This window comes from Nonomuraea sp. NPDC049624 (genome assembly GCF_040675255.1).
GTDB lineage: Bacteria > Actinomycetota > Actinomycetes > Streptosporangiales > Streptosporangiaceae > Nonomuraea.
Genome location: NZ_JBFAOR010000005.1, coordinates 121,987 through 135,630 on the forward strand (window position 1 = coordinate 121,987; position 13,644 = coordinate 135,630).

A 13,644-nucleotide genomic window follows, 5' to 3' on the forward strand; every position below is an offset into this window, starting at 1 on the left:
CGGCACGGCATCCTGGAACCCATGCGAAAGTGGCGACGACCGGCACGTACCGTACGAATGCGCTTCACCGTCCTGTACGGTGCCATGTTCCTGCTGTCCGCCGTCGGACTGCTGGCCATCACCAACCTCGTGGGCCTCGGAGGGACGCGGGTCAGCCAGTCCGCACCTCCCGGGACCCCGCCGGGCGAGCCGGCCACGCTCGCCGCCGCCGTCGATCGCATCGCATGGCTCCAGGCCCAGCTGTCGGACACCCACACGGCCCAGTCACGTCAGCTCCTGATCGGCTCGGCGCTGGCGCTGGCGGTCATGGGGGTGGTGTCGCTCGTCCTGGGCCGCCTCATCGCCGGCCGGGTGCTGCGCCCGCTACGGATGATCACCATGGCCACCCGCCGCATCTCCGCCGACAACCTGCACGAGCGGCTGGCCGCGCAGGGCCCGGCCGACGAGGTCAAGGATCTCGCCGACACCATCGACGAGCTGCTGGAACGCCTGGAGAACTCGTTCGCCGCACAACGCCGGTTCGTCGCCAACGCCTCCCACGAGCTGCGCACCCCGCTGGCCACCATGCGCGCGTCCCTGGACGTGGCCCTGGCCAAGCCGGAGCCCATACCGGCGCAGACCGCCACGCTGGCCGACCGGCTCCGCACCGAACTCGACCGGATCGACCGCCTGCTCGAAGGTTTCCTCATGCTCGCCCGCACCGAGCACGGCGCCGTGACCGACCGCACCACGCTCTCACTCCACCACCTGGCCGGCGCCGCCCTGGACGCCCGGACCGCCGACATCACCGCCGCCAACCTCACCGTCCACCTCCCGGCCGCCCCCGGCACCCCGGGCGCCGCGCAGGACAACGCGTGGACGCAGGGAAACCGGACGCTCCTCACCCGCATGATCGACAACGTCGTCGACAACGCCATCACCCACAACCACCAGGGCGGCTGGATCCGTCTCGCCACCACCACCGACGGCACGACAGCCCGGCTCGTCGTCGAGACCGGCGGGCGCGTCCTCGACCAGGAGCAGGTCGACCGGCTCGCGCAGCCCTTCCAGCGACTCGGCGCCGAGCGCACCCACTCCGGCAACGGCACCGGGCTCGGCCTGTCGATCGTCGCGGCCATCGCCGCCGCGCACGGCGGCGCCCTCGACCTGAGGGCCCGGCCGGAAGGCGGCCTCCGCGTCGCCGTCTCGCTGCCGGCGGTGGCCGTGACGGCGGAGGTCGCGGCATGAGGGTGCTCGTGGTGGAGGACGCACGCCCCCTCGCCGCCGTGCTCGTCGAAGGTCTGAGCGATCAGGGCATGGCCGTGGACGTGGCCCACGACGGCCTGGAGGCCGCCGCCAAGCTCGATCTCAACGCCTACGACGTGGTCGTCCTCGACCGCGACCTGCCAGGCATCCACGGCGACACCCTCTGCCAGATGATCACCGAACGCGACGACCGCGTCATGGTCCTGATGCTGACCGCGGCCGGCGAGCCAGGGGACCGGGTCACCGGTCTGACCCTGGGAGCCGACGACTACCTGGCCAAGCCCTTCCACTTCCCCGAGCTGGTGCTGCGCATCCGCTCCCTGGCCCGCCGCCGGCCCACCGCCCGGCCCCGCACGTTGCGCGCGGCCGGCATCGAGCTCGACCCGCTGCGCCGCACCGCCACCCGCGACGGCCGCCACCTGGATCTGTCGGTCAAGGAGTTCGCCCTGCTCGAAGCCCTCCTCAGCGCCGCCCCGGCGTTCCTCAGCGCCGAGGACCTGCTCGAACAGGTGTGGGACGAGCACGCCAACCCCCTGACCAACACCGTCACGGTCACCATCGGCCGCCTGCGCCGCAAACTCGGCGACCCGCCGGCCATCACCACCACGCCCGGCGTGGGGTACCGGATCGCGGCCGACGATCTTCCTTAGCCATGGGGGTCCGGTAGGGGGAGCCTTACCCGGACAAATCGGGCGTACGGGATCGTTTGTGACATAACTCTGCCGCCATGCTGGTCAGCGTCAGACTTTCGCGTTCCAGCAAGGAGCCACTAAGTGCACCTCGTTACCGCCAAGCCCCCGGCGTCCACCCGCTTGCTGGCCCTGGTCGCCGCAGGAACCGTCGCCGCCGGCGTTCTTGGTCTGGGTACGGCTGCCGTCAGCGCCGCGACGCCGAGCGCGTCCGGCGACGCCGTACAGACAAGCTTGGACAAGCTGGTTCGCTCCGGCGATTTCCCCGGGGCCGTGGCCGCGGTGCGGGGACGTGACGGGCGGGTGCGTGACTACACCGCCGGCGTGGGGGACCTGGAGACGCGCGCCGAGGTGCCGGTCAACGGGATGGTGCGCATCGGCAGCCACACCAAGACGTTCGCCGCCACCGTCGTCCTGCAACTGGCCGGCGAGGGCAAACTCGACCTGGACGCGCCGGTCGAGAAGTACCTGCCCGGCGTCGTCCGCGGCAACGGCAACGACGGCCGCAAGATCACGGTCCGCCAGCTGCTGCAGCACACTTCCGGCCTGCCGAATTACACGAACTTCCCGACGTTGTCCGGCATCCGGCACACCTATTTCGAGCCGCGGGACCTGATCGACAAGGCCCTCAAGCAGAAGCCGGAGTTCGCCCCCGGCACGAGCTATGAATACACGAACACGGGATACGTACTGCTGGGCCTGATCGTGCAGAAGGTCACGGGCCGGCCCATGGGAGAAGAGGTCACCAACCGGATCATCAAGCCGCTCGGCCTGCGGGACACCTGCTGGCCCGGCGTCGGCGAGCAGACCATCCGCGGCAAGCACCCGAACGGCTACCACGCCGAGAACGGCGGAAAGCTGGTGAAGTTCACCGAGATGGATCTCTCCTGGGGGTGGACGTCCGGCAACCTCATCAGCACTCCGCGCGACGTCACCCGGTTCCTGGGTGCGCTGCTGGGCGGCGACCTTCTCAAGGCGGCCCAGCTGAAGGAGATGAAGCAGACCATCGGCTCACCGGCACTCCCGCCCGGCGGGGGGTACGGGCTCGGCCTGATGAAGATCAAACTGAGCTGCGGCGGCCACGCCTGGGGCCACGGCGGCGACATCCCCGGGTTCGAGACCCGCAACGGCATCACCGAGGACGGCCGGAGCGCCACGCTCACCGTGACCGCGCTGCCGACCTCGGACGACAGCGGCGACCGCGTCGAGAGCACCCTCGACGCCATGCTCTGCGCCACGAAATAGGGTCGCCCCCGGGGTCGGGCTCGTCCGTGTGGACAAGCCCGGCGCCGGGCTTCCCGGCAAGTGGCGCTCAGCCGTCATACTGCGATTCGTGACCCTCGAAGAGGTACGCGTCCTCCACCGCACCGGGCAGTAGTGCTCCGGCGTCCGGACCGGCGGCAACGTCGTGGCCTACGACGTCGAGATCCTTCCGCCGTGGCGGGTTCCCGGCCGTCCCACGACCGACCGCTGCTTCGTGATCGCCGACGAAGGGGGGCAGATCCGCAGGCCGGTCACCTTCGACCAGGATCCGCCGGACTTTCCGCCCGCGGCCATCGCGGCCCTAACCGACCTGCCGCCCTTCGACGTCGCCCAGGGCTGAACGCCGCTACGGACAAGCCCCGTCGGCGGGCCGGTACGGCCATGGTCTAGCGTGATCGCCATGAAGGCGGCTGCTCGGTATTTGTGCTGGTTGGCGTGGGCGCAGAAGGGCCGGGTCGCCTTAGGCGCGACGCTGGGCACCCTGTGGACGGTGGGCCTCACGCTGCCGCCGTACCTGCTGTCCAGGGCGATCGACGACGATCTGGCGCCCGGCTGGGTGCTCGCGCTGCTCGGCGCCGGCCTCGTCAACGCCTGGCTGGCGATGATGCGGCACCGTACGATGACCAAGATCCGGATGGACGCCAACTTCCGCACGGTGCGCGCCCTGGTGGAGCAGATCAACACGCTCGGCGCGGATCTGAACAGGCGCACCTCGGCAGGCGAGGTCGTGACGATCGGCATCGGCGACGTCATCACGATCGCCGCCGCGCTGACGGTGACCGGGCCCGGAGTCGGCGCGGTGATCAGCTACGGGGTGGTGGCGGCGCTGCTGCTGCAGGTCTCCGTGGTGCTGGCCGTGGTGGTGCTGCTCGGCGTGCCGGTGCTGGGGGTCGTGCTCGGGCCGCTGCTCGGGCGGTTGATGAAGGTGCAGAACGGCTACCGCGAGAGCCAGGGCAGGCTGACCGCCCGGCTGGTGGACCTGATCGAGGGGCTGCGGGTGCTCAACGCGTTCGGCGGCAAGGACGCCTACGCCGAGCGTCACCTCGCCGACTCGGCGCGCCTGCGCGAGCAGGGGTACCGGGTGGCGTCGCTGACGAGCTGGATCGGCGCGCTGGGCGTGGGGCTGCCGGCGCTGTTCCTGGCCGCGGTGACCTGGCTGGGCGCCAGGCTGGCCGCGGAAGGCACGATCACGGTGGGCGAGCTGGTCGGCGTGTACGGGTACATCGCCATGCTGGTCGTCCCGGTGTCCTTCTTCATCGAGGGCAGCTTCCAGATCAGCCACGGCCTGGTCTCCGCCCGGCGGGTCACCGACTTCCTCGCGCTGCGGCCCGGCGACCGGCCCAGCTCCACCGAACCGGAGATCACGCCGGGCAGCTTCGTGGGGCTGGTCAGCGCCCGTCCCGAGGAGAGCGTGGCGCTGCTGGAGGGCCTCGGCGGGTTCGACGGCACGTCGCTGATCGCCGATCACGACGCCGCGCTGTTCACCGGCACGCTGCGGGAGGTCCTGCAAGGCAGGGGCGAGGCCGACGACGAGACCATCCGCCGCGCGGTCGCCGTCGCCGCCGCCCAGGACGTGGTCGCCGGGCTGCGCCACGGCCTGGACTCCGTGATCGAGCCGGGTGGCCGCAACCTGTCGGGCGGCCAGCGTCAGCGGGTGCGCCTGGCCAGGGCGCTGGTGGCCGATCCGGAGCTGCTGCTCGCGGTGGACCCCACCTCCGCGCTGGACGCGCACACCGAATCCCTGCTCGCCCGGCGCCTCCGTACGGCGCGCGCCGGCCGTACGACGGTCGTCGCCACCACGTCCCCGCTGCTGCTCGCCCAGGCCGACGAAGTCCTCCTGATCGAGGACGGCCGGGTGACCGCGACCGGCACCCACCGCGACCTGCTGGAATCCAGCGACGAGTACCGGGCGGTGGTGTCGTGACCCGCGACCTCCCCGTCGCCGACCGCAGGCGCGTACGGCAGGCGGCGCTGCGCCTGATCCGCCGCGACGTCCGCGGGTTCGCCGCCACCCTGCTGCTCAACGGCCTGGCGGCGGCCGCGGCCCTGGTCAGCCCGTGGCTGCTGGGCCGCATCATCGACACCATCGCCGCCGGCGGGACGATCGACCTGCTCGCCGCGGTCGCCGTGGGCGGGGCGCTGCTGCAACTCGTCCTGTCCCGATACGCCGAGCGCACCGGCACCCGGTTCAGCGAGCGCGTCCAGGAGCACATCCGCCAGGAGTTCCTGGACCGGGTGCTCGCCCTGCCCGCCGCCACCGTCGAGCACGTCCGCACCGGAGACCTGACCGCCCGCGGCACCACGGACGTCGCCGTGGTCGGGTACACCCTGCGCGACGCCGCCCCGGCCGTGCTGATCTCCGCACTGCAGGCGCTCTTCCTCGTCGCGGCCGTCTTCCTGGTCGATCCGCTGCTGGGAGCCTGCGGCCTGGTCGCGCTCGCCGGCGTCGCGGCCGCCTCCCGCTGGTACCTGCGCCGCGCCCGCGACGCCTACCTGGAGGAGGGCGCCGCCCGCTCGGAACTGGCCGAACACCTGGCCGCGGGCGCCGCCGGCGCCCGCACCATCGAAGCCCTCGGCCTGCAGGACCGGCGCACCCGCGCCGCCGAGCGGGTGATCGAGCGCAGCCGGGTCGCCCAGCTGCGCACCCTCTTCCTGCGCAGTGTCCTCTGGCCGTCGGTGGAGGTCTCCGCCCTCCTGCCGCCGGTGCTCGTCCTGCTGCTCGGCGGCCTGCTGCTGGACGGCGGCCAGGTCACCCTCGGCGCCGTCGTCTCGTGCGTGCTCTACCTGCGCCAGCTCCAGCAGCCCGTCGAGACCGTCCTCATGTGGATGGAACAGCTGCAGAGCAGCGGCGCCGCCTTCGCCCGGATCGAAGGTCTCCAGCTCCCGGCGGCGCGGACCGATGTGGCCGCCCCCGAACCCCGGGACGACCACATCGTGGCGACCGGCGTGCACTTCGCCTACGAATCCGCCGCCGACGTCGTCACCGGCGTGGACCTGACCGTGCGGCCCGGCGAGCGCCTGGCCGTCGTCGGCCCTTCCGGGGCCGGCAAGTCCACGCTCGGCAAGCTGCTGGCCGGCATCGACCGGCCCCGCCTCGGCACGGTCACCGTCGGCTCGGTCCCGGTCGCCGACCTGTCTCCCGCCCAGCTGCGCAGGCACGTCGTGCTGGTCACGCAGGAGCAGCACCTGTTCCTCGGCACCGTCCGCGACAACCTCCGCCTGGCCGACCCCACGGCCGACGACAACCGGATGGAGAAGGCCCTGGCGGCGGTCGGCGCCGACTGGGTGACCTCGCTGGACGACGAGCTGGGTCCGCACTCCTCCGGCGCCGAACTGGGCCCCGACCGGGTGCAGCAGCTCGCCCTGGCCCGGGTCATCCTGGCCGACCCGCACACCGTCATCCTCGACGAGGCCACCGCCATGCTCGACCCGCGTACGGCCCGGCGCGCCGAACGGTCGCTGGCGGCGGTGCTGGACGGACGCACGGTGATCGCGATCGCGCACCGCCTGCACACGGCGCGGGACGCGGACCGGGTGGTGGTGATGGAGGGCGGCCGCGTCGTGGAGGTCGGCGCGCACGACGAGCTGGTCACGGCCGGCGGGGTCTATCAGGGGTTGTGGAACTCCTGGCACGGCTCACGTCCTTAGCTGGCTGCCGTCCCGGGCGCGGTTCGTGGCGGTGGAGACCCCCGGCGGCCGTCACGCGTGGCTGGCCACGCGGCCCTCGCCGGCGCTCAGCTCGGGCCAGAACTCCCGGTACCGGCCGGAGTGGAAGACGAGCGGCTCGCCCCCGGCCCACTGGTACCGTTCCACCGCTCCGACGAGGATGTGGTGGTCGCCGCCGTCGTGGACGCGCTCGGTGCGGCAGACGAAGCTGGCCAGCGTCCCGGCGAGGATCGGCAGCGGCGTGCCGAGCAGCTCCACCCCGGCGAACTTGTCGGCCGCGGGGGTGGCGAAGCGCCTGGACAGGTGGCCCTGGTCGGCGGCCAGGACGTTGACGGCGAACCGCCCGGCCCGCAGGAAGAGCGGCGCGCTGGGCGCCCGGTTCGACAGGCACCACAGCAGCAGCGCCGGATCGAGCGAGACCGAGGTGAGGGAGTTGACGGTCACGCCGGCCCGCTCCCCGTCGGCGGTGACCGTCGTGATCACCGCCACCCCGGTCGCGAACTGCCCGAAGGCCTCGCGGAGCGACCTCATGCCGTCACTCTGCCCAGATAGGTCTCGGCACGGCCGGCGTCCAGGAACCACTCGGCGTAGTCGGCCGGGTCGTCGAAGCCGTTGACGAACCGGGAGGCGATCTCCGGGCGCCGGCCGGCGGCGCCCAGCAGCGCCAGGTGGTGCGGCTCGGCCGGCGCGAGCAGGGCGTTGGTCCAGTTCGTGACGTGCTGGGCCTGCGTCCAGAACAGGTCGAAGGTCTGCTCCATCCAGCCGGCGTCGAACGGCCGGTCGCCGCGTTCCACGATGGCCCGCAGGTAGGTGGCGGCGCACTTGGCGGCGTTGTTGCTGCCCTGCCCGGTGATCGGGTCGTTGAGCACCACGACGTCGGCGACGCCGAGCACCGGCGCGCCGGAGGGCAGCACGGCCACCGGACGCCGGACGGTGGGGGCGAAGCGGCCGGTCAGCACCGCGCCGGCGTCGGTGAGCTCGATGCCGGCGCAACGCTCGGCCTCCCACGGGAAGAAGGTCTCCAGGATCCGGCGGCTGCGGGCCAGATGCTCGGCGGGGCCGCGGACGTCGCCCCAGCAGTCCATGGGGCCGTCCGGCACGCCCTCGAACACCATGATCTCGCAGGGGCCGGTGTGCGTGAGCGCGGGGAAGACGAAGTACTCGCCCACGCCGGGCAGCAGGTTGAAGCAGACCGCCGAGTGACCGGGGCGCGGGGCGAGGCCGTTGACGTAGGTGACGGCCAGCGCGCGCTGCGGGGTGGCGTAGGGGGAGCGGGCCGGGTCGCGTTCGAAGAGCGAGGCGATCTGGCCCTTGCCCGCGGCGACCAGGACCAGGTCGTAGCGGGCGGCGTAGCTCTCCAGGTCGTCGGGGGTGGCGTCGTGCAGGACGAGCTTGCCGCCGAGCCGCTCGAACTCGCCCAGCCAGGCCGGCATCTTCAGCCGCTGGTCGACCGAGCGGGCGGGGACGTCCAGCCGCGCCGCCCAGTCGAGGGCCTTGCCGCCCTCCGGGCTCGGGACCGTGAGCGCGATGCCCTCGATGGGCGGGCAGACGTCGGCCCACCAGTCGAGGCCGAGCTCGCGTTCGTGGGCCTGCGCGGTGCCGAACATGGCCTGGCCGGACATCACCCGGCCGTCGCGGATGGACTCGGGGGTGCGGTTGGAGACCACGGTCACGTCGTAGCCGTGCTGGAGCAGGCCGATGGCCAGGTGGAGACCGGCCTGGCCGGCGCCGACGATGAGGATGTCGCGCATGGTGGTGTCCTTCTGGTGTGGTGTGGAGGATCTGGTCGGCGCCTGACAAGAACGGTACGGGCGGCGCGTGCGCCCGTACCATCCGCTGAGCGCGGATCTCATCCGCCTGACGCGGGACCTCTGCGCAACGTCTCCGACGGCGGCTGCCCGTACCTCTCGCGGTACTGGGCGGCGAAGCGTCCCTGGTGCAGGAATCCCCATCGGGCGGCCACCGTGGTCACCGTGACCCTGGCCGGGTCGGCCGTCCTGAGCTCGTCGTGCACGCGCGTGAGCCGTACCTGCCTGAGGTGGGCCATCGGGGACAGCCCGAGATGCGCGCGGAACCCCTCCTGGAGGGAGCGGCTGCTGACCGCGACGGCGCCGGCGATGTCGGTGGTGCTCAGCGGCAGGTGGGCGTGCCCTTCGATGAACTCCATCGCCCGGCGCACCACCTTCGGCAGCGCGGGCGGCCTGGGCGCGGTCAGCCGGTCCAGGTAGTTGGAGGGCTGCATGGTCAGCAGCAGGGTGATCAGGGCGTTCTCCAGATGCGCGACGGCCAGCGGGTGGCCGGCCAGCCCGTCGTCCCGCTCGGCCTCCCTGACCAGCAGGTCGGCCATGTCGCGCCAGGACCGGGTCCAGCCCGTCGTCAGGTCCATGCCGAGGTCGAAGACGACCGGGCCGTCGAGCGGCTCGCCGAGCATCTGCTCCAGCGCGCGTTCGATCGCCACCCGCTCGAACTTGACCAGCAACTGCGGGCAGCCGGCGGCCCAGCGCATGTCGAGGTGGCGGGTCGGCGAGGGCAGCGAGGCCAGGGACGGGGAGGAGACGACCTCCTCGTCGCCGGCGCGGATCAGGCTGCGTCCGGCAAGCGGGATCATGACCAGGAAGAACGTGTCGAGGTCGCCCGGCTCGATGTGCACGTCGGCCCCGTAGTCGAGGTAGCTCACGCGGACCGAGCCGAGCTGCACGGAGTTGAACCGGGCCGCCAGCAGGTTCGCGTCCCCGGCCAGGTCCAGCCGGTGCGGGCAGAACACCTTGGCGACCTCGCCGCGGACCTCGTCGAGGTCGGAGCTGGCGAAGACGGCACGGTTGCTGAGGAGCACACCAGATGATCGGGCGTCCCGCCCCCGGCGTTCCAGGTAAAAGTACGTACAACAGATCCGGCGGCGGTGTCGGATCGCGGCGGTCGCGTTCGTGGCAGGGGTGAGCCCGCCCGCTGCCTTGACCGACAGGAGACGATCTTCACATGCAATACCTGATCTCAGTGATCGACGGCCGGACCAATTCGGCCACCCCGGAGGAGCATGCGGCGATCGACGTGTTCAACGACCGCCTCCAGGCCCAGGGCCACTGGGTCTTCGCCGGGGGCCTCGCCGCGCCTGCCACGGCGACCGTCATCGACAACCGGGGGGCGGAGGCGATGGTCACCGACGGGCCCTTCCTGGAGTCCAAGGAGTACCTCGCCGGCTTCTGGATCATCGAGGCCCCCGACCTCGACGTGGCGCTCCGGCTCGCCGCCGACGGGTCGAAGCACTGCAACCGCAGGGTCGAGGTGCGACCGTTCCTGTGACCGACGCCCGCGAGGCGGTCGCCCGGGCCCACCGCGAGGAGTGGGCCCGGGTGGTCGCCGCCCTGACCAGGCGCTTCGGTGACCTCGACATCGCCGAGGAGGCGGCCGCCGAGGCGTTCGCGACCGCCGTGGAACGGTGGCCGGCCGACGGCGTGCCGCCCAACCCGGGCGCCTGGCTGACCACCACCGCGAGCCGCAAGGCCATCGACCGGATCCGGCGCGAGAGCAAGCGCGACGACAAGCACAGGAAGGCTCAGATGTCCTCCGCCGACCCACCCGAGCCTGCCGTCGCCATCGACGACGACCGGCTCCGGCTGATCTTCACCTGCTGTCATCCGGCGCTGGCGATGGAGGCCCGCGTGGCGCTGACGCTGCGCCTGGTCGCCGGCCTGACCATGCCCGAGATCGCCCGCGCCTTCCTGGCGCAGGAGAGCGCCGTGGGGCAGCGGATCACCCGCGCGAAGGCCAAGATCAAGGCGGCTCGCATCCCCTACCGGGTGCCGTCCGCCGAGGATCTCCCGGCGCGCGTCTCCGGCGTGCTCGCCGTGCTGTTCCTGGTCTTCAACGAGGGCTACCTGGCCACCGGCCCCGGCACCGATCCCGTACGGCACGAGCTGACCGCCGAGGCGATCCGGCTCACCCGCCTGATCCGGGCCCTCCTGCCCGGCGACGGCGAGGTGACCGGGCTGCTGGCGCTGATGCTGCTCATCGAGGCCCGCCGCCCCGCCCGGGTCTCGGCCGGCGGCGAGCTGGTCGCGCTCGACGAGCAGGACCGCGGGGCCTGGGACCCGGCGCTGATCGCCGAGGGGCACCGGCTGGTGCGCGAGCGCCTGGCCGCGGCCGCCGCCGGGGTGGCGCCGGGCCGCTACCAGATCCTCGCGGCGATCAACGCCGTGCACACCTCCGCCCGCGACATGCGCGACACCGACTGGTCGCAGGTCCTCGCCCTCTACGACCAGCTCGTCCGCCTGGACCCCTCGCCGATCGTCGCGCTCAACCGGGCCGTCGCGGTCGCCGAGCTCGACGGGCCCGAGGTGGCGCTGGCGGCCGTCGACCGTCTCGGGCCGAGGCTGGCCGGCTACCACGCCTATCACGCCACCCGCGCCGACCTGCTGCGCCGGCTGGGCCGCGACCGGGATGCGCGAGCGGCCTACGACAGGGCCATCGAACTGGCCGGCAACACCGCCGAGACCGCCTCGCTGACCCGCCGCCGCGACCGGCTGCGGCCGGGGTGATCAGGCGGCCTTGCCGCGGACGATCCAGAGCTTCATGTCGGTGAAGTCCAGGGTGAGGTTGTAGGGCTTGAAGAAGCAGTGGGCGAAGTGGGCGATCCCGTCGAAACCCGACCCGTAGGGCCAGGGCACGTTGACCGGCATGTTCGGGTCCGCCTCGCAGTAGACCCGCTGGGCGACGGCGTCGCCGAGGCGGATCTCCTCCGGATAGCAGGGGTGCGTGACGGTCGGGTGGCTGTGGGCGAACGTCTCGATCGGGCGGTCGAGGTCGACCCGGACCCCCAGACGTGTGGCCACCTCTCCGGGCATGCCCGCGGCGATCTCGCCGACCCCGCCGAGGTTCACGCCCACCACCCGCGGGCCGGACCCCGCGATGCTGCCCACGCTGTGCACGTCGTGGTCACGGGCCAGCCACATCGGCAGCGGCGCGGCGCCCGCCCGCGCGGCGGCGGCGCGCGCCTTCCTGGCCGTCTCGGGGGTGCGGCGGCGCAGGATGAGGTGCCGGCCCGCGTAGTCGAACGTGGTCAGCAGGTGGTAGAAGACCCACGTGCCGATCAGGCCGTCGCTGTCGGCGCCGACGTCCGCGCCCGACTCCGTCGACGACCAGCCCACGGGGACGTTGCGCAGTTCGATGCCGCCCAGCCTGAAGGAGTCCAGCAGCCCGTAGTGCACCCAGATGGGCGTGCCCTCGAAGTCGGTCTTCTGGCTGACGACGGCCTTCAGCCCGGCCTCCTTGGCCACCGACGCGGTCAGGCTCAGGTTCGGGGCGCCGGTGTAGAACGACAGGCGCTTCGCCGGTCCGCCGTTGATCGAGGCCTCCACCAGCGGCCGCGGGTCCATCTGCAGGAACGGCACCCGGCCGACGTCGCCCTTGATCTGGTACGCGTCCCCGCTGATCGACGCGAACCACTTGGCGTAGTCCTCCGCGCCGGCCGCCTTCCAGCACGGGACGGAGAGGGCGAACTTGTCCTGCCGGATGTAGCAGTCGCCGAGCAGCTCGTTGGCCTCCTTGTCGCCGGGCGCCAGGCGGACGGCCGTCCTGAGGTATTTCTCGGCCTCGGGGAACCGGTTGGACAGCAGCGCGACGTGGCCGCGCCGGCGGGCCGCGTGCAGGTTCCCCGGGTCCTTCTTCAGGATCTCCTCGTACGCGCGGCCGGCCTGCTCGAACTTCCCGGCCTTGAACAGCGCGTCGGCGTCGCCGCCGTCGGCCAGCGCCGTGGCCGCCCCGTTCAGCAGCGGCGCCGTCGCGGCGGCGCCGGCCAGCACGGCGGCCCCCCGGAACAACGAACGCCGGTCCCATCTCCCGTCATCGGCCGAAGCCTTGTCCCTTTCCATGCCCGCCAGTCAAGAGGGACGGCCGTTGCCGGGATGTATGCGTTTTTCGATACGCCCGCGATACACGAGATCGCGGCGGCTCGCCGGTCAGATCGCCAGGCCGCCGGAGACCCGCAGGTTCTGGCCGGTGATCCATTGGGCGTCGGGCCCGGCCAGGAAGGCGACGACGTTGGCGATGTCCTCCGGACGTCCGAGTCGTTGCAGCGGCGTCAGGGCCACGGTGTGCTCGATGGCCTGCTCCAGGTGCTCACCGGCGGCGGCGCGCATCATGTCCGTGTCGGTGGCGCCGGGGGAGACGCTGTTGACCGTGATGCCCCTGGGACCGAACTCGCGGGCGGCGACCGCGGTGATCGACTCCAGCGCGGCCTTGCTGGCGAAGTACAGGGCCAGGCCCGGCACCGCGCCGCTGGAGGAGATGTTGACGATCCGTCCGCCCTCGCCGAGCCGTTCGGCGGCGGCCTGCATGACGAAGAACGGGCCCTTGGCGTTGACCGCCATCACTTCGTCGAAGTCGCTCTCGACGGCGTCGCGGATGTCTCCCATCGGATTGATCGCCGCGTTGTTGACCACCACGTCCAGACCGCCCAGGCACCGGTCGACCTCACCGAAGAGGTGCTTGAGGTCTTCCAGGCGCCCCTGGTCCGCCCGTACGGCGATCGCCCGACCGCCGAAGGCCGTCACCTCGGCCACCACCGCCTCGGCCGCCGCCTGGTCGCGGACGTAGGTGAACAGCACCGCCGCGCCCTCGCGGGCCAGCCGCAGCACGATCGCCCGCCCGATGCCCCGCGATCCGCCGGTGACCAGTGCGTTCTTGTTCTCCAGTGTCCCCATGTCGACTCCTCGCCGTCGGCGGCTCCCCTGATGGGAGCCGGTCACAGCGGGGTCGGAGCAGGATCGCCGGTCTCGACGTCCGC

13 protein-coding genes are annotated in these 13,644 nt (G+C 72.4%); 8 read left to right on the forward strand and 5 right to left on the reverse strand.

The annotated features are described in order from the left end of the window. Positions 1-57: 57 nt before the first annotated feature. The 6 genes from AB0J76_RS21385 to AB0J76_RS21410 all read left to right on the forward strand — a co-directional run bounded on the left by AB0J76_RS21385 (position 58) and on the right by AB0J76_RS21410 (position 6,845). Positions 58-1,227 carry a HAMP domain-containing sensor histidine kinase gene (locus AB0J76_RS21385; RefSeq protein WP_364390212.1) on the forward strand — a complete coding sequence of 390 codons (1,170 nt, stop codon included), beginning with the start codon at positions 58-60 and terminating at the stop codon, positions 1,225-1,227. After that, positions 1,224-1,895: a response regulator transcription factor gene (locus AB0J76_RS21390; RefSeq protein WP_352324614.1), complete on the forward strand. Its 672-nt coding sequence runs from the start codon at positions 1,224-1,226 to the stop codon at positions 1,893-1,895. Before AB0J76_RS21385 ends, AB0J76_RS21390 begins: the two co-directional genes overlap by 4 nt. Before the next feature lie 123 nt (positions 1,896-2,018). Beyond that, a complete protein-coding gene (locus AB0J76_RS21395; protein WP_352324612.1) occupies positions 2,019-3,179 on the forward strand; it encodes a serine hydrolase domain-containing protein in 1,161 nt (386 codons plus the stop codon). Between the two features lie 163 nt (positions 3,180-3,342). After that, on the forward strand, positions 3,343-3,537 hold the full coding sequence (locus AB0J76_RS21400; protein ID WP_352324611.1) for a hypothetical protein: 195 nt from the start codon (positions 3,343-3,345) through the stop codon (positions 3,535-3,537). A 60-nt stretch (positions 3,538-3,597) separates the two neighbouring features. Further along, the gene (locus AB0J76_RS21405; protein WP_352324610.1) at positions 3,598-5,121 is read left to right on the forward strand and encodes an ABC transporter ATP-binding protein; all 1,524 of its coding nucleotides are present in this window, start codon (positions 3,598-3,600) and stop codon (positions 5,119-5,121) included. After that, complete coding sequence (locus AB0J76_RS21410; protein WP_352324609.1) at positions 5,118-6,845, forward strand: ABC transporter ATP-binding protein; 1,728 nt, start codon at positions 5,118-5,120, stop codon at positions 6,843-6,845. The genes AB0J76_RS21405 and AB0J76_RS21410 overlap by 4 nt, the downstream gene beginning before the upstream one ends. A gap of 51 nt (positions 6,846-6,896) precedes the next feature. Here the strand turns inward: AB0J76_RS21410 and AB0J76_RS21415 are convergent, their stop codons facing one another. From AB0J76_RS21415 to AB0J76_RS21425, 3 genes are all read right to left on the reverse strand, one after another. Beyond that, complete coding sequence (locus AB0J76_RS21415) at positions 6,897-7,394, reverse strand: flavin reductase family protein (protein ID WP_352324608.1); 498 nt, start codon at positions 7,392-7,394, stop codon at positions 6,897-6,899. Then, a complete protein-coding gene (locus AB0J76_RS21420) occupies positions 7,391-8,614 on the reverse strand; it encodes a styrene monooxygenase/indole monooxygenase family protein (protein WP_352324607.1) in 1,224 nt (407 codons plus the stop codon). Before AB0J76_RS21420 ends, AB0J76_RS21415 begins: the two co-directional genes overlap by 4 nt. 98 nt (positions 8,615-8,712) lie before the next feature. After that, on the reverse strand, positions 8,713-9,696 hold the full coding sequence (locus AB0J76_RS21425; RefSeq protein WP_352324606.1) for an AraC family transcriptional regulator: 984 nt from the start codon (positions 9,694-9,696) through the stop codon (positions 8,713-8,715). Positions 9,697-9,839: 143 nt separating this feature from the next. On the opposite strand from AB0J76_RS21425, the gene AB0J76_RS21430 reads away from it, so the two are divergent. Next, the gene (locus AB0J76_RS21430) at positions 9,840-10,163 is read left to right on the forward strand and encodes a YciI family protein (protein ID WP_364390216.1); all 324 of its coding nucleotides are present in this window, start codon (positions 9,840-9,842) and stop codon (positions 10,161-10,163) included. Then, complete coding sequence (locus tag AB0J76_RS21435) at positions 10,160-11,398, forward strand: DUF6596 domain-containing protein (protein WP_364390218.1); 1,239 nt, start codon at positions 10,160-10,162, stop codon at positions 11,396-11,398. Before AB0J76_RS21430 ends, AB0J76_RS21435 begins: the two co-directional genes overlap by 4 nt. Here AB0J76_RS21435 and AB0J76_RS21440 read toward each other — a convergent pair whose 3' ends face one another. Together AB0J76_RS21440 and AB0J76_RS21445 are read right to left on the reverse strand one after the other, a co-directional pair. Then, positions 11,399-12,730, reverse strand: a complete 1,332-nt coding sequence (locus tag AB0J76_RS21440; protein WP_352323294.1) for a tetratricopeptide repeat protein — start codon at positions 12,728-12,730, stop codon at positions 11,399-11,401. It abuts the gene before it with no gap. 87 nt (positions 12,731-12,817) lie between these two features. Next, positions 12,818-13,561 (reverse strand): glucose 1-dehydrogenase, encoded by a 744-nt coding sequence (locus tag AB0J76_RS21445; protein WP_352323293.1) that lies wholly within the window; start codon positions 13,559-13,561, stop codon positions 12,818-12,820. Positions 13,562-13,644 lie beyond the last annotated feature (83 nt).

Excerpts from the sequence above, each read along its gene's own strand:
- AB0J76_RS21385 (WP_364390212.1), top strand. The coding sequence starts at position 58 with ATGCGCTTCACCGTCCTGTACGGTGCCATGTTCCTGCTGTCCGCCGTC.
- AB0J76_RS21390 (WP_352324614.1), top strand. The coding sequence starts at position 1,224 with ATGAGGGTGCTCGTGGTGGAGGACGCACGCCCCCTCGCCGCCGTGCTC.
- AB0J76_RS21405 (WP_352324610.1), top strand. The coding sequence starts at position 3,598 with ATGAAGGCGGCTGCTCGGTATTTGTGCTGGTTGGCGTGGGCGCAGAAG.
- AB0J76_RS21415 (WP_352324608.1), bottom strand. The coding sequence starts at position 7,394 with ATGAGGTCGCTCCGCGAGGCCTTCGGGCAGTTCGCGACCGGGGTGGCG.
- AB0J76_RS21420 (WP_352324607.1), bottom strand. The coding sequence starts at position 8,614 with ATGCGCGACATCCTCATCGTCGGCGCCGGCCAGGCCGGTCTCCACCTG.
- AB0J76_RS21430 (WP_364390216.1), top strand. The coding sequence starts at position 9,840 with ATGCAATACCTGATCTCAGTGATCGACGGCCGGACCAATTCGGCCACC.
- AB0J76_RS21440 (WP_352323294.1), bottom strand. The coding sequence starts at position 12,730 with ATGGAAAGGGACAAGGCTTCGGCCGATGACGGGAGATGGGACCGGCGT.
- AB0J76_RS21445 (WP_352323293.1), bottom strand. The coding sequence starts at position 13,561 with ATGGGGACACTGGAGAACAAGAACGCACTGGTCACCGGCGGATCGCGG.